This window comes from Adlercreutzia faecimuris (assembly GCF_022669055.1).
Taxonomy (GTDB): domain Bacteria; phylum Actinomycetota; class Coriobacteriia; order Coriobacteriales; family Eggerthellaceae; genus Enterorhabdus; species Enterorhabdus faecimuris.
On record NZ_JAJMLW010000002.1, the window covers coordinates 45,035 to 63,656 of the forward strand.

Sequence of the window (18,622 nt, forward strand, 5' to 3'; positions counted from 1 at the left end):
CCGGTGCTCTGTCGTATAGCTCGCGGCGCGCTCGCAGCTGCGCTCTTTTTTCTAATGACCTTGGCTGTTCTAGCTGCTCCGGCGCCTGCCGCATGGGCGAGCGAGGGCTCCGAGCCCGAGGATCCGGGCGCTCGGGTTGTCTCCATGTCCTCGGCGCGCATCAGCGACAAGGCCGCCCCGGTCAGTGCGCGCGACGCTGCGAGGGAGGGGGAGAGCGCTGGCGGGGGTGACTCCAAGGGCGACGTTGATGGAATCTTCACCATCGCGCTCGATCCGGGTCATGGCGGTCGCGATCCTGGCGCGCTCGGCAATGGCCTCCAAGAGAAGGATCTGAACTGGAAGATCGCCTTGGCCTGCAAGGCCGAGCTCGAGCGGTCCTATGACGCCCGTGTGGTGCTCACGCGCTCCGAGAACGAGTGCCCTTCGCTCTCGGAGCGCGTTGACCGCGCCCTTGGCGCCGATGCCGACGTCTTCGTGAGCCTCCACATCAACAGCGGAAGCGTGACCGTGCGCGGCGCCGAAGTCTACCATCCCAACAACGCCACCTTCCACCAGGGGCTCTACGCCCAGGGCCAGGGGCTTGCCCGCGGCATCCTCGCGGAGCTGTCTACGGTGGGCCTGCCCAGCCGCGGGCCGAAGATTCGCAATACCGAGGCGGGCGGTCGCTATCCCGACGGGTCTGCCTCTGACTACTATGGCGTCATCTACCATGCGCGCATGGCCGGCATGCTCAGCATCATTGTCGAGCATGCCTTCATTACCAATGCAAGTGATGTCGTGCTCCTGCGCAGCGATACGACGCTGACGCGCATCGGCCAAGCTGACGCGCGCGGCATAGCCGAGTTCTACGGTCTGACCGTTGCTCCCGGGTGGAAGCAGGTCAATGGCAAGTGGAAGTACCATGATGGCACGAGCTACGTTGCGGGCGGCTGGCGAGAGATAGACGGTGCGCGGTACCTCTTCGACGGTGCGGGCTTCATGCTTACCGGATGGCAGAACGTGGGCGGTACCTGGTACTACCTGACGAGTTCGGGCGCCATGCTCACCGGCTGGCTCAACGACCGTGGAACCTGGTACTACCTGACTCCCGCCTCCGGAGCCATGGCCACCGGGTGGGCCAAGGTGGACGGATGCCTCTATTACCTGACGAGTTCGGGCGCTATGCTCTCGGGCGGCTGGCACATGCTTGGGGGGCACTGGCATTACCTTCAGCCGAGTGGTGCGGCGGTTACCGGCTGGCTCAACGACCGCGGCACGTGGTACTGGCTCGACAGGGAGACGGGCGTCATGGCCACCGGCTGGGTGCTCGACGGCAAGACCTGGTACTGGTGTGACGGGTCGGGGGCCATGCTGCACAGCCAGTGGCTCAACCGCGGGGGCACATGGTACTATCTGACGGGTTCCGGTGCCATGCAGACCGGCTGGCTCAACCAAGGGGGCACCTGGTACTGGCTTGACAAGGAAACCGGAGCCATGGCCACGGGCTGGGCTCACGATGGGAGCAGCTGGTACTTCATGGAAGGATCGGGTGCCATGCGTCGTGGCCCGGCATGGCTCAACCAGGGGGGCACCTGGTACTGGCTCTACCCCTCCGGTGCCATGGCCGAGGGCTGGATGAGCGATCGCGGTACGTGGTACTACCTGAGGCCAGGCTCTGGCGCTATGGCCACCGGGTGGGTGACAGTGGATAAGCAGCGCTACTACCTGGCGGGATCCGGTGCCATGCAGACTGGCTGGCTCAAGCAGGACGGCGCCTGGTACTACCTCGAGTCCTCAGGCGCGGCAGCGCGCGGCCTGCGCACTATCAGCGGGATCGAGTACCGTTTCGACGCTACGGGCTTATGGGTGGACGATCCCGATCTGCCTGAGGCGCTCAAGCCGTCCCTCACCGGTATCATGGGCGCGGCCGAGGTGAAGCCGGCCGACCTGGCGGCGCTCTACGAGGCCAAGGTGAAGGCAAGCGGCGGGAAGATCGCCTACCCGTCCGAGGCCCTGGGGCGTGGCGGCGCGCCTGACATCGCTACCTTCTGCGCCATCGTCACGGAGGAGGCGGCCGCCGAGGGCGTGCGCGCTGATGTGGTGTTTGCCCAGATGATGGTGGAGACGGGCTGGCTTCGGTTTGGCGGCGACGTGAAGGTGGAGCAGTTTAACTTCGCCGGTTTGGGCGCCACGGGCAACGGCGTGCCCGGCAACTCCTACGCAGACGTGCGCACCGGCGTGCGCGCTCAGGTGCAGCACTTGAAGGCCTACGCTTGTGAGCAGCCTCTCAAGCAAGACTGCGTCGATGAGCGCTTCAAGTACGTCACGCGGGGATGCGCGCCCTACGTCGAGTGGCTCGGCATCCCCGACAACCCCGACGGAAAGGGCTGGGCTGCCGATGCAGGTTACGGAAAGAAGCTCCTGGCCGTGATGGCTGAGGTGGGGTAGCGTCGCCTCCGGGGCGTTCGGGCTCCTGTTGGAAGAAGCCGCCCGTTGACGCTCCTCGTCATGATGGCTCTCGATGCGGACAAGGCCGATGACAGGTAGGCGTGCACGTTGTACAATGCCGTCAGCTAATCCCCCCCGAGTACTACGGAGGACAACTGATGACTCGCTCTGCGTCTCGTGCGATGCGCGGCCGCTCTACCCCAAGCCGGTTCGTCCGCCTGTTCTTTGCGTTGGTTGCGGCCTGCGCCCTTGCCGTCCCCTTCCTTGCGTTCGCAGCGGATGAGGGAACGACGGCTGCTCCTTCCTATCGTCCGGAAGGCATAACCGACGCGAACCGCCACCAGCTTGTCTTGGTGGTGCGCTTCGCCGGGGATACGGTCGGCGAGGACGACACGGGGCTCAACGCGCCCTATTCCTATGGCAGCGGCACCGATTGGAGTTACCGGCTCGGCACGGTACTCAATGGCGTTCCCGCTAGCAAGTACGTCAGCCCTACGCTCTACAGCTATCTCAAAGAGGTCTCAGGAGGACAGGTGCGCCTGGAGACGCTGAGCCCCCAGACCGATGAGGGTACGGGAAGGGTGTCCTACCTCACCCTTCCTCAGTCACGCTCCTACTACGAGGGCCTGGGCGCCGGCGGCGCTGAGGTGCTTGCGGCCGATGCGGTGGCCGCCTTCAACGAGGCGTACGGCTCGTTTGACGTAAGCGTCCTCGATGCAGATGGTGACGGTTACGCCGACAATATCCTCGTGGTTCCCGACATGAATGGCGTTGCGCCCTCAAGCGGCTCGAGCCCTTTCTGGCCGCGGCGCTCCGACATCAGCACTCCGACCTATTTGACTGGCGGCGGAAAGAGCGTGCAGGCGGTATGCTTCACGGTGGTTGACACCACCCATCTCTCGGCGCCAGGCACCGTCATCCACGAGACGCTTCACGTCTTTGGGGCGAAGGATCTCTATCGTGCGGGCAATGCGGTCGAGAGCCGCGGCGGCAAGCCGGTTGGCGTGTGGGATATCATGGCCGAGCATGCGGGGTCTCGCCTCATGAGGCCGCTTGCCATCACGCTCGAGGATTGCGGTTGGACCTCCATCGAGGAGGTGGGCGAGGGCACGTTCGTGCTCTATGCGCCTGGATCCGGCAAGCGCCAGGCGGTCATGTTCAAGTCTCCGCTATCCGACTCGGAGTACTTCGTCGCGGAGTACCGCAAGGCTAACACCGATACGACCGACCTTTCCGCCCTCGATACCACCATGGCGAATTCGCCGAGCACCATCGGCGGATCCGGTTTGCTGGTGTACCGCGTGAATCCGCCCATGAAGACGAATGGCAACGGCAACAAGGGCGACAAGGACTACGTCTACCTGTTCCGCCCTGGTGAGACCACGGCGAACGACGGCGTGCGCGGCGACGGCGCGGGGGATGTGCGCAACGCTCAGCTGAGCGCGTCGGGCCGCAAGAGCCTCGGCACCGCCGATATGGACAAGGGGCTTGCAGACGGGGCCATCACCTACTCGAGCGGCCAGAACTCGGGGATTGTGGTGACGGTGAAGAGCCAGGCCGCCGATTCGATCACCTTCGAGGTGGCCTACCCCGACTACGATGCGTCGGGCATCTGGCAGATGGTGACGAGCGCCGACGGCTCCAGCCCGCTGCCGACTTCGGGCGTCATCGGGGCGCGCATTGCCTCCGACGGCTCCAAGGCCTATGTGCTCACCTCCGTGGGAGCGGTGAACAGCTCCACGACCCGGGTCTTCGCCTATGACGGCACGAGCTGGGCGAGCCTGGGCGTGGCTGCCCAGAGCCCTGACGCCTACGGTCTCTGCGTCCTGAACGGCGCGCCCCACGTGCTGCTTTCTGACCATCGTAATCTGATCGTGAAGGCCTACTCGGGCGGTGCGTGGCGTGAAGTCGCACGCGTGGCCGCGGCAAGCAGCACGCCCGCCATCGGCGTTGCGGGCGGCAAGGTCTACGTCTTCGCCGATCAGGCTGATGGCAAGTCGCGTCTCTACGTGCTTGAGGGGTCGAACCTGCGTGAGCAGGCCGGTGGCGCGCCCTGTGGTCACCCGACGAACCCCGTCATCGCCGAAGTGGCTGGCAAGCCAACTGTGATCTGCGGAAACTTTGCCATGAACGAGGCTACCTCGCAGAAGACCGGTGCTTGGACGTACGAGGGCGGCGCATGGATCCTCAAGACTCTGTGGGATTCGTCCGCCACCTCGGTGAGCGCGGCGGTGAGCGGCTCGGCCACCTATGCGCTCCTGGCGAATCAGGACGGCGATACCGCGGTGATGTCGCTTGTCGCAGGCGGCGGTAGCAAGGCGATGAATCTGGGCGACGCGCTCCCCAAGACCATGATCGCCTCGCTCGCCACGCGCGGCGGGGAGCTCTACGCCGCCGTGACGGAGCGCGGCTCCTCCAACCCGGTGCGCGTCTTCCATGCTTCGGCAGCCGATTGCGCGCGCTGGACGCCGCTTGGCGCGAGCGTGGCGGCGAGCGCCTCGGGCGCGGATATCGCGCTGCTCAACGACAAGGTCTACTGCTCTGCTTACGACACGGCTGGCGGAACGGCGTCCCTGCGTCGCTATCAGGCGCCTGACGCTACGGTGCCTTCGTCTGTCGACATCGGTTCTGCTGCGGTGACGGGCGTGATGAGCAAGGTGTATGACGGCACGCCCAAGACGCAGAGCATCGCTGTGACGGTGAATGGAGTGAAGCTGGTCGAGGGATCCGACTTCACGGTGTCCTACGCGGATAACGTCAACGCGGGCACTGCACGAATGACGCTGAGGGGAAAGGGCCGCTATGTGGGCACGAAGGAAGTGTCCTTCGCCATAACCCCAGCGAATCTCAAGGCTGCCGCCATCGCCGCCATTTCCGACCAGAAGCACACGGGCTCGGCCATAAGGCCGGCCGTCACGGTGACTCTGGGCGGGAAGCGGGTTGATCCCTCCAACTACATCGTCTCCTACACGAACAACGTCAATGTGGGAATCGCCACGGTGACGGTGAGCGCTGGAAATGCGAACTATCAGGGCTCTTGCCAGGCCGCGTTCAAGATCGTGTCTTCGTCGGTGGTGAAACCCCCCGATCCCGTCAAGCCGATTGATCCCGTCGTTCCGACGACGCCTACCACTCCGACCGACCCCGCTACGCCCACTACGCCGAGCAAGCCTCAGATGCCCGCCTGCGCGCCGGGTTGGCAGAAGGTGGGCGGCACGTGGTACTACGGGACGCCGGCCGGCGTGCGCGCCACCGGCTGGCTGAACGTCGGCGGCACGTGGTATTACCTGGATCCCTCGACGGGCGCCATGCGCACCGGCTGGGCCAACGTCGGCGGCATCTGGTACTACCTGCATGGCAGCGGCGCCATGGCAACGGGCTGGCTCAACCTGGGCGGCACCTGGTACTGGCTGGAAGGCTCGGGCGCCATGGCAACGGGCTGGCGTTGGATCGGCGGGGCGTGGTACTACCTGCATGGCAGCGGAGCCATGGCTGTCGGCTGGGCCAACGTCGGCGGCACCTGGTACTACCTTCACGGATCCGGCGCCATGGCCACGGGCTGGCTCAATCTAGGTAGTATCTGGTACTACCTGCATGGCAGCGGCGCCATGGCCACGGGCTGGCTCAACCTGGGCGGTACCTGGTATTACCTCTACAGCTCCGGTGCCATGGCTGCCAACACCTGGGTGGGGGACTACTACCTTACCGGTTCGGGTGCCATGGCCACCAACACCTGGATCGGCCCCTGGCGCGTGGGTGCTGATGGCCGTTGGATTCGCTAACCAGCAGAGGAACGAGGGCTCTGGCTAACGCCGGAGCCCTCGTGCATCACGACCCAGAGTCGGCCGGCTGACGGGGGAGCGCCTGACGGTTGCTGGATCCCCGGTACTTGCCCCGGCCCGGCGGTCATCTCGTCTGGGCGCGTTGGCCGAAAGGGCTGCCCTTTCGCCAAGAGGGCCCCGGCGACTGCCGGGGCCCTCTTGGGTCAGACGGATGTCTTCGGCTTGCGCTAGGCCCGAGCTGGACGGCTGAAGAGCTCCTTCCAGTCGCTCGCAGCCAGCACCGTGCCGCAGAGAATGGCGATGCAGCAGAAAATCTCAAGGGGGCCGGGGATGGCGCCGAGCAGGACAACGCCGAGGAGCACCGCCCATGCCGAGTAGGAGATGTTGAGCGCCATGCCCTTGGCGGCGCCGATGACTGCGATGCCCTTGTAGTAGAAGAGGTACGACGTGGCGCCCGCCAGGCCGGCCAGCGCCACCACGCCCGTCGCAAGCGACGGTATCACGCTCGCCGTCCAGGCCCATGCGCCGAACAGGGGCAGCACCACCAGGCAGTACACGATGGCCGAGGTGGTCTCTCGAATCTGCAGGGCCGTCTCATTGTCCACGGCATCGTCGCGCATGCCCCAGGCGCACAGCACCGCCTCGGATCCCCAGCCGATGACGCAGGCGGCCGCGCCGATGAGGCCGAGGAGGGGGTCGCCGCTCACGGTCGTGTCTGCCGAGAGGTAACCCATGGTGATGATGCCGGCAAGCGCTACCATGAGGGCGGCCACCTGCTTGGCAGCCATCTTTTCCTTGAGCAGCAGCACGGCCATCACCGTGCCGAAAGCGGGATAGAACGACGAGATGATGGCCGTGTAGCCCGCGCCGATGTTGTTGATGGCCGTCACATAGCCGGTCATGCCGATGGGTCCGCCAAGGAGCGCGCCGAGGATGACCACCTTGCCGCTGCGCGTCTTAAGCGCGGCGAGCGTATCGCCGAGCCTCCCGCGAACCGCCATGTAGACGAAGAGCCACAGTGCGCAGAACACGTCGTGGAGTGCTGAGCTCACGATGGCGGCGAGCGCTAGCGCCTCGACTGTGCCGATGTAAGGTGACATCCCCAGGGCGATTCCCAGGATCACCGTGTCCAGGCCCCAGAGAAGGCCGCTCGTCAGTCCGTACTTCATAGGTTACTCCTCGCTGATCATGGCCTCGGTGTCGTACCACCGCAGAACCTTGTCCATGTACTTGCGCGCGTAGTCATAGTAGATGTAGAGCCATTCGCCAACGAAGTCTCCCTCGGCCTCTTTCACGAGCGACCAGACATACCAGCACCAGCCGGCCAGCGCTACGAAGGCGAAGTTGTGGCGCATCTCCTCGAAGGTGGGCTCGCGGCCGAAGTAGTGGCGCAGGGCGGCGAGCGCCTCGACCTCGTCAAGCTCGCAGCACACGGTGAAGGTGCCGAAATCGTTGGCGTAGTCGGCCATGCCCGCGTACTCCCAGTCGATGAGCGCCAGGCGATCCTCTGCGTCGAAGAGGAAGTTCAGGTAGAAGAAGTCGTTGTGGGTGAGGCAGCGCAGAGCCTCGTCACCAGCGGCGAACTCTCGCAGGCGACGGGCCTTGGCGAGCATCTCCTCGTAGCCGGGCACGTCCACCGGCCCGTGCTCGCGCAGCAGCGCGTCATAGCGCAGCCCCTCTTCGAAGAAGTCGAAGGAGCGCTCGACGGATACATCCCAGCTGTGGATCTCGCGTGCCACGGCCATGGCGCGGGCCAGCTGGGCGTCGTCGTGGGGATCGAGCTGACGGGCGTTGGGGATGAAGTGAGAGATCTTCCAGCCCTTCTGGGGGTCCTCGTAGATGAAGGTGTCGTCGATGCCCATCTTCTTGGCCAGATTGAGGGCTGCGACCTCGGCCGAGCGGTCGATGAGCTGCTCGGTGCCTACGCCGGGATGGCGGTAGACGAACTCGCCGCCGTCGGTGCGGAAGTGACAGGAGAGGTTCGTGAGGCCCTGTTTGAGCGGGTAGACGTCGCGAATCTCGGTCTTCGTGCAGCCGAGTACGTCGACGATGTTGTCGAACACCTCTGAGTCGACGTTCTCGAGGAACAGCGGGTCGAACTCGCGCAGCTCGTCAAGGGAGTCGAACTCGTAGATGACGCCAGGGGCGAAGCGGCGCACAACCATGTCGAGCTCGCGGATATGGTCGACGTAGAGCTCCTCCCACAGCTTGTCGGCCGTCTGCGGCAGGTCGTACTCGGCCTCGAGTATCTCGACGAAACGTTGCGAGAAAGCGCGATCGAAGTAGGCGTGGCCGATCATGTACCAGGCGTCCGCGCCGCCGATGGTGACGCCCTTGATGCGATCGCCTGATCCTATGTCGAGGCACCACTCCCTCGTGGGTCCCTCCTGGAAGGCCGCGGAGTAGCAGGCCTTCCACTGATAGGGATCGAAGGGGTTTTCGGTGAAGTAATCATCGGACGAGCAGACGTAGGTGCTGCCCAGGCGGTCGCGTACGGCCATGAGCGAGGAGTTGTTGTTGCGTGAGGCGTACTCGTTGTTGACGACGATGCTCACCCCGTACTTCTCCTCGAGGTAGAAGAAGTACTCCTTCTTGTAGCCCACGACGACGGTGATGTCGGCGATGCCCGCCTCGCGAAGCTGCTCGATCTGGCGTTCGACGAGCACCTCGCCGCGCACCCTGAGCAGTCCCTTGGGCTTCTCGTAGGAGATGGGGGCGAAGCGGGTGGACATGCCCGCGGCCATGATGACGGCGTTCTCCACGCGATAGGGAGCGAGCGCGGTGCGCCCCCTATCGGTGGGGGAGCCGTTCGCGGTGAGGCCAGATGCCTCGAGCGTCTTAGCCGCCGCGTTTACCGTTCCCACGGAAAGTCCCGTGCGCCGTGCCAGCTCTCGCTGGGATGCCCTCGGGTCGCGCTCAAGCGCGGCCAGAACGGCGAACTCGTTTTTCTGAAGCTCCCTCTCGGCCATGGGCCTCGCGTCCTCCTTTTGCGTGCTTTTCGCCAACGCATGTTCAATATTGGAAACAGTATTTGCCATTATAGGATGAAGTGTTCAAAAATAAATACAAATTTATGAAAATGAACGTTTGACGCCCATGAGCGGCGTGGGCTTATGGGTGGAGCCGGCCTTTCGGGAAGGCGCGGCGCGATTCGCGGTATCATGGCGCGGAGAGCGTTTCGCGATACCGCGCCCCGGCGCGGGGGACGAAGGAGGATCTATGGGGAGAAGACGGCTTACGGCCCTGCTGATGACGGCGCTGCTCGCGCTCGGGCTGTGCCCGGCATTGGCCTTCGCCGACGAGGCGCAGCCTGCGGCGGGCGGGGCGGATGTGGCAGCGAAGGTCGATGACCCGGTTGTCGACGCGGGCAAGGACGATGTCGGCGAAGGCGAGGGCGACAAGGACGGCGGGGGCGAGGAGAAGCCCAAGCCCGAGCCTGTGTCCCTGGCCGGCGCGACGCTCACCCTCGCGGGTGGCACGACGTTCGAGTACACCGGCCGCGTCGTTGAGCCGGCCGTCACGGTCAAGCTGGATGACCGCACGCTCGCGAAGGACGTGGACTACCGCGTCGACTACACCTCCAACCTCCTGCCCGGCACGGGCGTGGTAAGCGTGGTGGGCGTGGGCGACTACGACGGTATCAAGACGACCACCTTCGCCATCAAGCGCAGCGCTGGCAACGAGGTGGCTCTGCCGGGCTCGTGGGTTAAGAACGCCCGTGGCTGGTGGTACAAGAACAGCGACGGCACCTACCCCGTCTCCTGCTGGCGGGTTGTGGACGGCGCGCGCTACTGGTTCGACGCAAGCGGTTACATGGCTACTGGCTGGCTGTCGCAGAGCGGCAAGTGGTATCTGCTGGCGGGATCAGGCGCCATGGTGACGGGTTGGGCCAACGTGGGCGGCACGTGGTATCACTTCGGCGCCAATGCAGATGATGCCAAGACCTACGGTGTCATGGCAACTGGCTGGCTCAAGCTCGCTGAGGGCTGGTACTACCTGGCGCCCTCCGGCGCCATGACGTCCGGCGGCTGGAAGAACCTGGGCGGCGTCTGGTACCACCTGGGCAAGTCGGGCCTTATGACCACCGGCTGGATGAAGGATGGCGGCACCTGGTACTACCTCAAGGACTCCGGCGCCATGGCCACGGGCTGGGCCAAGGACGGTGACACGTGGTACTACCTGGAGGGGTCGGGCGCCATGGCCACGGGCTGGAAGACCCTCGGCGGCACCTGGTACTACCTCTATCCCACAGGCGCCATGGCCACGGGCTGGGCCAATCCGGGCGGCACGTGGTACTACCTCAAGGACTCCGGTGCCATGGCCACGGGCTGGCTCAAGCTGGACAAGGCCTCCTATTACCTGGAGCCCACAGGCGCCATGGCCACGGGCTGGAAGAACGTTGGCGGCAAGTGGTACTACCTCCAGGCCTCGGGGGCCCGGGTTGAGAATGCCTGGATCGGCAACTACTTCCTGACTGCGGACGGATCCATGGCCGTGAGTCGCTGGATTGACGACTACTGGGTAGGCGCCGATGGCAAGTGGGTTCCCAACCATGGCACGACGGGCTCGGGCTCTTCGACGGGTACTGGTTCGGGGGATGTGGGCTCCACCAAGACCGTCTGGTGGTCAGATAAGGATCATGTTGCCTATCACCTGGATAAGGGCTGTCAGAGCCTCGTCGGGGCCACGGGCCTCAAGAGCGGGGCGGCGGCCGACGCGCAAGCTGCTGGCAAGACGCGTCCCTGCAGCCTCTGCGCTCGCTAGGGCGGCGCGGCCTGAGAGAGGAAGGCCCCGGAGACTTGGTCTCCGGGGCCTTCTTGGCAGCTAGGGCGAAGACGGTCGCTACAACGTGCCGTCTCGTAGGGCCTCGAGTCCTTTGACGGCCAGCTTGTGAGCCTCCTCCACCTGGGGGAGGTGCTTCTCGGCGGCCTCGTACTCGCCGGCATGGAGGGCGTCGGACTCGAAGGTGGCGGCCTCGTAGAGGGCGCGCAGCGAGAGATTGCCGGCCACGCCCTTCAGGCTGTGGGCCTGGTTGTAGGCGTCGTCGAAGTCCTTGACCTCGAGCGCCGCCACGAGACCGGCGAAGTGGGTGTCGTTGAGGTACTTGAGCGCCAGGCGCTCGAAGAGGGCCTCGTTGCCCTCGAATCGCTTCATCGCGTCAACGTAGTCGATCCCGTAGGGGGCGAGCTTGTCTGCCAGAGTCTCGGTCATCGTCATCGCATTCCTTTCCCCGTAGGGGCGTCCGATGACGATCGCCTTCCGTCGACGGCGCCCCGCGCGGCGCCAAGGGCGCCTCCGCGTCGGCTCGTAGAACCTAGAGCATAGTTTAATTATGTCAGCTGTCTCGGGAAGAGGCTGACAGGCACCCGTTACCTTCTTGACGCATTCGGCGGTCGGCTGGCGGCCATCGGGGGAGGGGATCCCATGGCAAGGCGCGTTTTCATCTCGGCGGCCGTCGTGGTACCCTTAGCCGATGCGGAAGGCAGGCGCCTCCGCCCATCCGACACACGAAAGGGGCCGTCATGATAGACAAGTCGGCGTTCCGCTCCCTGAGCTACGGGCTCTACCTCGTCACCTCGCGCGAGGGCGATCTCAAGGTGGGATGCGTGGCCAACACGTTCCAGCAGGTCACCTCCGCTCCGCCGCGGGTCTCCGTGGCCCTCAACAAGGAGAACGCCACCGCCCAGGCCGTTCGCGAGACGGGCCGCTTCGCCGTCACGGTGCTCGGGGAGGAGGCGACGATGGACCTCATCGGGGCCTTCGGCTTCCGCTCGAGCCGCGAGTTCGACAAGTTCTCCGCCTGCTCGCACGAGCTCGACGTTGCCGAGGTGCCGTACGTGACCTCCGCGGGCGTCGCGCGGTTCTCCGTGCGCGTCGAGCAGGTCGTCGACGTGGGAACCCACCTCATGTTCATTGGCGAGGTCGAGGAGGCCGAGCGCCTCTCGGACGCGCCGCCGATGACCTACGCCTACTACCATACCGTGCTGCGCGGGAAGACCCCGCCGAGGGCATCGTCCTTCCAGGACGCCGAGCTCGCGTCCGAGCCCGCGGCCGCGGCCAAGCTCGAGCCCGAGCCCGAGCCCGCGGCCGAGCGCTGGGGCTGGCAGTGCACCCTCTGCGGCTACATCGAGGAGGGCTATCCCGACGGACTGCCCGAGGATTACGCGTGTCCCATCTGTGGCGTCGGCCGCGAGATGTTCGAGCGCGTCCGCCTCTAGGGCGGGGCGGCGCCTGAGGGCCGCGGGGCGCGTCGTGTGGAGGCTGAGGCCCCGCGGCGCGCCCCGCCGTGTTTTTTCGGCGGGTTGCCCCCGCGGCTCCCTCGTCACGGCAGGGGGCCGATATACTCTCAGGAGGACGAACGGCCGCCTGCGCGCGGCCCCTCTCGAAAGGATCCTCCATGCACGTCGAGCTCCTCTACCACACCCCCGACCCCGAGCGCGCCATCGCCACGGCCGCGCGCCTGTGCTATGCGCCCGTCGGCGCGGCCGAGCTCATGGAGACCATGCCGCCCGAGCGCGTCGAGAGCGTGCTCTCCACCATCATGGGCTCGGGGCACTTCTCCACGCTCGAGCACGCGAGCTACACCTTCGCCGTGGACGGCGTGTCCCGCGCGCTCACCCACCAGCTCGTGCGCCACCGCATCGCCAGCTTCAACCAGCAGTCGCAGCGCTACGTGAAGTTCACGAACGGCCTGGAGACGGTCAAGCCCGGCTCCATCGCGGCCGATCCCGAGGCCAGCCGCGTCTTCGACGAGGCCGTCGAGGCCGCCATCGCCGCCTATGAGCGTCTGATCGAGGCCGGCATCCCCGCCGAGGACGCGCGCTACCTGCTGCCCAACGCCGCCGAGACGAAGATCGTCATCACCATGAACGTGCGCGAGCTGCTGCACTTCTTCGAGCTGCGCTGCTGCAACCGCGCCCAGTGGGAGATCCGCGAGCTGGCCCACCGCATGCTCGAGCTGGCACGTCCCACCGCGCCCTTCATCTTCGTGGACGCCGGCGCGCCCTGCGTCCACGGCGAATGCCCTGAGGGCAAGATGACCTGCGGAAACCCCTATCCCCGTGTGACCCGCGCCTAGCGGTCGGACGGAAGGCCCATGGAGAGGAGAAGCGACCTGTCGCGCGCGTTCTCGGAGGACGGCGCGCGCAAGACCCACGTGGGCGGCCAGGCGCTCATCGAGGGCGTCATGATGCGCGGCCGCTACAACTGGGCGGTGGCCGTGCGCGAGCCCGATGGTGGCATCTACGTGGAGGAGCACGACCTGGCGAGCGGCGCCGACCGCAACGGCTGGATGCACTGGCCGCTCGTGCGCGGCTGCCGCGCCCTCGTCGAGTCGCTCATGCTGGGCTACAAGGCCCTCGAGATAGCGGCGCTCCACGCCTTCGGCGACGAGGAGGGCGCCCCGCGCGCGGCGGGGGAAGCGCCGGCGGCCGAAGGTCCCGCCGAGGCGGAGACGGGCGCCGGGGCCTCGGCCGAGGCCCCGCGCCCCGCGCCGATGCCCGATCCTGCCGGCCTCGCCGGGGACGACGGCTCCTACGAGGCGCGGGAAGATGAGGGCCGGTTTTCGTGGCAGCGCGACTTCGGCCGGCCCGAGGTGATGGTGGACGCCCTCGGCGCCCAGCGCACGCTCGAGGTGGTCGGGGACGCCCCCGCCGTCCCGGCCCCGCCCTCGGCCGGGGCCCCGCGCCCCGCGCCGGCCCCCGAGGCCCCCGCGGCCGATGGCGCGGGGAAGGGGGAGTCGTTCGGCAAGCGCGAGATGGCGCTGTCCATGGTGCTCGGGCTCGTGCTCGGGGTGGTGCTCTTCATCGTGGCGCCCGCCTTCATCACCAACCTCATCGTGGGCGAGTACGACCAGCGCACGGTGCTGTGGAACGTGGTGGACGGCCTGCTGCGCGTGGCCGTGTTCGTCTTCTACCTGTGGCTCATCGGGCGCATGGAGGACATCCGGCGCATGTTCATGTACCACGGCGCCGAGCACAAGACCATCCACTGCTACGAGCACGAGCTGCCCCTCACGCCAAAGAACGCCCGCTCGTTCCCGCGGCTGCACGTGCGCTGCGGCACGGCGTTCCTCATCATGGTGATGGTCATCGCCATCTTCGTGTACACCATCTTCCCCGTGAACGCCCTCATCGACGCATGGGGCGTGCCGAATGGCGCGCCGAAGCTCGCGCTCGTGATCCTCGTGCGCATCCTGCTCATGCCCCTCATCGCGGGGCTCTCCTACGAGATCACGGTGAAGTGGGCCGGCTCGCATCCAGACAACCCGCTCGTGAGGGTGATCCTCTGGCCCGGCATGCAGATGCAGTACCTCACCACCAACGAGCCGGATGACGAGCAGCTGGCCTGCGCCATCGCCGCCATGGAGCGGGTGCTCGCCCGCGAGGAGGCCGAGGCGCGCGCGATGACGCCGGCCGAGGCGCGCGCGACGTCCGTCCGCTAACCGTCGGGGTCTCGTTTACGCGGCGAAATCAACGGAGCCAGGCGCGACGCTACCATGTTCTGAGGCTGTCAGGCACGTCTCAGAGAGGAGCGTGGCGCCGTGGATCCCCTCATCTCCGTTCGGGACATCCGCAAGAACTTCGGCAAGGTGGAGGCGCTCAAGGGCGTCTCGCTCGACGTCGCGGAGGGCGAGAAGGTCGTCGTCATCGGGCCGTCCGGCTCGGGCAAGAGCGTGCTCATCCGCTGCATCAACGCCCTCGAGCGCCCGGACTCGGGCGACATCGTCGTGGACGGCATGGATCTCATGGCGCGCAAGGTGGACACCCGCAAGCTCGCCAACGAGGTGGCCATGGTGTTCCAGGGCTACAACCTCTACCCCCACAAGACCGTGCTCGAGAACGTCACGTTCGCGCCGGAGAAGGTGCTCAAGGTGCCCAAGGCCCAGGCTGAGGAGGCCGCCGTGGCCTACCTGGAGCGCGTGGGGCTCTCGTCGAAGCTCGACAAGTACCCCGACCAGCTCTCCGGCGGCCAGCAGCAGCGCGTGGCCATCGCCCGCGCCCTCAACATGCATCCCAAGATCATGCTGCTCGACGAGCCCACCAGCGCGCTTGACCCCGAGATGGTCAACGAGGTGCTCGACGTCATCAAGTCGCTGGCCGAGACGAACATGACCATCGTCATGGTCACCCACGAGATGGGCCTGGCCCGCGACGCCGCCGACAGGGTGGTGTTCATGGAGAACGGCCTGGTGGTGGACCAGGGAACTCCCGGCTACATCTTCGGCGAGACCGACAACGCCCGCATCAGGGCGTTCCTCTCGAAGATACTCTAGGAGCCTGTCGTGAGTTGCCTGAACCGCCCAGTTTCCGCCTTTGGCGAGCGCTCCGCCGGCTCCGCGCCCCTCGGCGTCGCGCCGGTTGCCGCCGGCTCCGCGCCCCTCTCGCGCCGCTCCTTCGCGCGCCTGTCGGCCGCCGCGGTCGCAGCCTGCCTGCTGGGCGGCGCCGGGTCGCTCCTGTCCGGCTGCGCCCCGTCTGGCGACGTGCTGCGCGTGGGCACCAAGATCGACGTGCCCGGCTTCGGCTTCCAGAACCCCGAGACCGGATCGGTGGAGGGCCTTGAGGTCGACGTGGCCCGCGAGCTGGCCGCGCGTCTCAAGGGCAGCCCGGACGCGCTCCAGGTCACGGGGGTGAACGTCACCACGCGCGGCGCCATGCTCGACAACGGCACGCTCGATGCGACGCTCGCCACCTTCACCATCACCGATCGGCGCAAGCTCAGCTACGACTTCTCGCGGCCCTACTACATCGACCACATCGGCGTGCTCGTGCGCAAGGACTCCGGCATCACCGATTTGACGGGGCTCGACGGCAAGACGGTGGGCGTGGCGCTGTCGGCCACCACCAAGGACAAGCTCGGCGCCGCCGCCCGCGAGCTGGGCATCACGCTCAAGTTCGCCGAGTATGCCACCTACCCCGAGATAAAGATCGCGCTCGTGGTCGGGCGCGTGGACGCGTTCTCGGTGGACAGCTCCATCCTCGTGGGGTACCAGGACTCCTCCACGTTCCTGCTTCCCACCCGGTTCGCCCCTCAGGAGTACGGTGTGGCCACGAGGAAGGGCAGCGCGCTCAGCGGGCCTGTCGACCAGGCCATCGCCGCCATGGAGGCCGACGGCACCCTGCGGGCGCTCAAGGAGCGCTGGGGGCTCTCCCTCGTGACCGAGGCCGACGTCGAGTCCGAGCAGGCCGACGGCGCCGCGGGCCTGGGTGCCGGCGACGTGGCCGATGATCCCGCCGCCGGGGGAGGCGAGGGGTGATGGCCGAGGTGTTCGCGCCCTACAAGTGGGCGGCGCTGGCCGAGCGCTGGCCCGACATCCTGGCGGCCTTCGGCACCACGGTGGCCATCTCGGCGCTCGCGCTCCTCATCGCGCTCGTGCTGGGCTTCGTGTTCGGCGTGCTCTCCGTGTCGCGCCATCGGGCCCTGCGCGCCGTGACCCGCGTCTACGTGGAGGTGGTGCAGAACATCCCGCTGCTTCTCCAGGTGTTCGTGCTCTACGCGGTGTTCCCGCTGCTCGGGCTCTCGCTGGCGTCGTTCTGGATCGGCGTCCTCGCCATCGGCGTGTACCATGGCGGCTACATATCCGAGGTGGTGCGCTCGGGCATCGGCTCGATCCACCGCGGGCAGTTCGAGGCGGCCCGGTCCCAGGGGTTCTCGCCGACGCAGGTGATGACGCTCGTCATCCTGCCCCAGGCCATGCGCATCATCCTGCCGCCCCTGGCCGTGCAGGCGGCCAACCTGGTGAAGAACACGAGCGTGCTGGCGCTCATCGCCGGCGGCGAGCTCATGTACTTCGCCAACTCCTTCGCCGGCGACACGAGCTACTACGGGCCGGCCTACGTGGCCGCCGCCGTGCTGTACTTCGCCCTGTGCTTCCCGCTGTCGCGCGGCGCGGTCTATCTGGAGCGCCGCATGCTCGCCCACCGGCACGTGACCACGGGCGACGCGACCGAGGAGCTGGCGAGCGATCCCCTGGAGGTGACGCCCGGGTCCCACGACATCACGGGCCACGCGGCGGCCGGCGCGCTCGCCGGCGGCGTGGGCACCATGATGGAGGGCACCACCTCGCTCGTGCCCGCCCGCCGCGTCCCCTCGCCGCGCCACCCTCTGCACGCCTGGTCCGTCACCATCGTGGCCTGGGACGTGGCGCTGGCCCCCTGCGTCCCGGGTGAGGACGTACCCGGCGCCTGCGCGGGCGGCGTCCCGACCGCCGCGGCCCTCACCGGCAGCTTCGCCCCGGTGGGCTCCGTGCCCTTCCGCCGTGCGCCCTTCAGCGGCAATCAGGCCGCCGAGATAGCCGACGACATCGGCCGCGAGCTGGCCCAGGAGGCCCTTGACGCCTCGGGCGGCGACCGCGGCCGCGCCTGGCAGGCGCTCCACACCCGCGCCGGGCGCCGCCGCCTCGGCCATGGCCGCCCCGGCGCCGGCGCCGGCCGCACCACGCCCCACGGCGCGCTGCCCCGGCCCCGCCGCGGCCGCGGGCCGGCGGCTCCGGGCGGCCATCGCGGCGCGCCCCGCGACCCGAGGCGCCCTGGCGGCGGGGGAGGGGGTGCGCGATGAGCGACGTCATGGCACTGCTCACCTGGACCAACATCCGCTTCCTCCTGGAGGGGCTCGGCCTCACGCTCGTCATCGCCGCGCTCTCCATCGCATGCTCGGCGGTGCTCGGCGCCGTGCTGTCGGTCATGCGCGGCTCGCGGATCAGGGCGCTGCGCGCGCTGGCGGCCGCCTACGTGGAGCTGTTCAAGAACACGCCGCTGCTCCTGTGGATCATGTTCACGTTCTTCGTGGCCCAGCTGCCGCCGCTGCCGGCCGCGGTGCTCGCGTTCACCCTGTTCACGAGCGCGTCGGTGGCCGAGATCGTCCGCGGCGGGCTGGCTGGCGTACCCCGCGGCCAGTACGAGGCGGCCCGCTCCCAGGGCCTCTCGGGCGCGCAGATGTACGTCCACATCATCCTGCCCCAGGCCCTGCGCAACATGGTGCCGGCGCTGCTGTCTCAGTTCGTGACCACCATCAAGGACACGTCGTACCTGTGGGGCGCCATGGCGCTCCAGGAGCTCATGGGCCGCGGCATGATCCTCATGAACAGCTACAACTCCACGGTGCAGATCTTCGCCATCTTCGCGCTGATGGCGCTTCTGTACTTCATCGTGTGCTTCACGCTGTCCCAGGCCGTGCGCGCCTACCAGCGGCGCCTCCGCGGCGACCGCTAAGACGCCCCGCGCCCGCCGCCCTGCGCGTCCGTCTGCGGGCGCTCCCGAGGCCCTGCGCGTCCGCCTGCGGGCGCTCCCGAGGCCCTGCCCTCCCGTTTTCGGCCCCCGGCTGCAAATCCGCGCGGTTCTGCACTCCGTTTCGCCGCTCGAGCGCCCTCAGAGGGCCGTTTTCGCCCGATTTCCGGCAAAAGGGGGCGCCTTTCC

General features: G+C 67.3%; 13 protein-coding genes and 2 pseudogenes. 12 read left to right on the forward strand and 3 right to left on the reverse strand.

Translation table 11 applies throughout. The features are described 5' to 3' along the window. Nucleotides 1-60: 60 nt before the first annotated feature. The 4 genes and pseudogenes from LPT13_RS05405 to LPT13_RS11915 all read left to right on the forward strand — a co-directional run bounded on the left by LPT13_RS05405 (nt 61) and on the right by LPT13_RS11915 (nt 6,209). Nucleotides 61-2,427, forward strand: a complete 2,367-nt coding sequence (locus LPT13_RS05405) for an N-acetylmuramoyl-L-alanine amidase (protein ID WP_242164378.1) — start codon at nt 61-63, stop codon at nt 2,425-2,427. 3,176 nt (nt 2,428-5,603) lie between these two features. Continuing rightward, nucleotides 5,604-5,726 (forward strand): annotated as a pseudogene (locus LPT13_RS11905) (N-acetylmuramoyl-L-alanine amidase family protein); the annotation flags it as partial. A gap of 9 nt (nt 5,727-5,735) precedes the next feature. Continuing rightward, a pseudogene (locus LPT13_RS11910) lies at nt 5,736-5,858 on the forward strand (N-acetylmuramoyl-L-alanine amidase family protein); the annotation flags it as partial. Further along, nucleotides 5,856-6,209 (forward strand): hypothetical protein, encoded by a 354-nt coding sequence (locus LPT13_RS11915; protein ID WP_430622571.1) that lies wholly within the window; start codon nt 5,856-5,858, stop codon nt 6,207-6,209. The pseudogene LPT13_RS11910 and the gene LPT13_RS11915, both read left to right, overlap by 3 nt. A 227-nt stretch (nt 6,210-6,436) precedes the next feature. On the opposite strand, the gene LPT13_RS05425 is transcribed toward LPT13_RS11915, so the two are convergent. After that, entirely contained in the window at nt 6,437-7,378 is a 942-nt protein-coding gene (locus LPT13_RS05425) for a DMT family transporter (RefSeq protein ID WP_242164380.1), read from the reverse strand. Between the two features lie 3 nt (nt 7,379-7,381). After that, nucleotides 7,382-9,178 carry a winged helix-turn-helix transcriptional regulator gene (locus LPT13_RS05430; protein ID WP_242164382.1) on the reverse strand — a complete coding sequence of 599 codons (1,797 nt, stop codon included), beginning with the start codon at nt 9,176-9,178 and terminating at the stop codon, nt 7,382-7,384. A 250-nt stretch (nt 9,179-9,428) separates the two neighbouring features. Here LPT13_RS05430 and LPT13_RS05435 point away from each other — a divergent pair, with 250 nt between their 5' ends. Beyond that, nucleotides 9,429-10,973 carry a cell wall-binding repeat-containing protein gene (locus tag LPT13_RS05435; protein ID WP_242164384.1) on the forward strand — a complete coding sequence of 515 codons (1,545 nt, stop codon included), beginning with the start codon at nt 9,429-9,431 and terminating at the stop codon, nt 10,971-10,973. A gap of 78 nt (nt 10,974-11,051) precedes the next feature. Here LPT13_RS05435 and LPT13_RS05440 read toward each other — a convergent pair whose 3' ends face one another. After that, a complete protein-coding gene (locus tag LPT13_RS05440; RefSeq protein WP_242164386.1) occupies nt 11,052-11,420 on the reverse strand; it encodes an Hpt domain-containing protein in 369 nt (122 codons plus the stop codon). A 311-nt stretch (nt 11,421-11,731) separates the two neighbouring features. Here LPT13_RS05440 and LPT13_RS05445 point away from each other — a divergent pair, with 311 nt between their 5' ends. From LPT13_RS05445 to LPT13_RS05475, 7 genes are all read left to right on the forward strand, one after another. Continuing rightward, nucleotides 11,732-12,427, forward strand: a complete 696-nt coding sequence (locus tag LPT13_RS05445) for a flavin reductase (protein ID WP_242164388.1) — start codon at nt 11,732-11,734, stop codon at nt 12,425-12,427. Between the two features lie 179 nt (nt 12,428-12,606). After that, on the forward strand, nt 12,607-13,287 hold the full coding sequence (gene thyX / locus LPT13_RS05450; protein ID WP_242164390.1) for an FAD-dependent thymidylate synthase: 681 nt from the start codon (nt 12,607-12,609) through the stop codon (nt 13,285-13,287). Nucleotides 13,288-13,305: 18 nt separating this feature from the next. Next, nucleotides 13,306-14,652, forward strand: coding sequence for a DUF1385 domain-containing protein (locus tag LPT13_RS05455; RefSeq protein ID WP_242164393.1), 1,347 nt, complete (start codon nt 13,306-13,308; stop codon nt 14,650-14,652). A 99-nt stretch (nt 14,653-14,751) separates the two neighbouring features. Further along, on the forward strand, nt 14,752-15,483 hold the full coding sequence (locus LPT13_RS05460; protein ID WP_242164395.1) for an amino acid ABC transporter ATP-binding protein: 732 nt from the start codon (nt 14,752-14,754) through the stop codon (nt 15,481-15,483). Between the two features lie 9 nt (nt 15,484-15,492). Then, on the forward strand, nt 15,493-16,464 hold the full coding sequence (locus LPT13_RS05465; RefSeq protein WP_242164397.1) for a transporter substrate-binding domain-containing protein: 972 nt from the start codon (nt 15,493-15,495) through the stop codon (nt 16,462-16,464). Continuing rightward, complete coding sequence (locus LPT13_RS05470; protein ID WP_242164400.1) at nt 16,464-17,765, forward strand: amino acid ABC transporter permease; 1,302 nt, start codon at nt 16,464-16,466, stop codon at nt 17,763-17,765. Before LPT13_RS05465 ends, LPT13_RS05470 begins: the two co-directional genes overlap by 1 nt. Continuing rightward, nucleotides 17,762-18,418: an amino acid ABC transporter permease gene (locus tag LPT13_RS05475; protein WP_242164401.1), complete on the forward strand. Its 657-nt coding sequence runs from the start codon at nt 17,762-17,764 to the stop codon at nt 18,416-18,418. The genes LPT13_RS05470 and LPT13_RS05475 overlap by 4 nt, the downstream gene beginning before the upstream one ends. Nucleotides 18,419-18,622 lie beyond the last annotated feature (204 nt).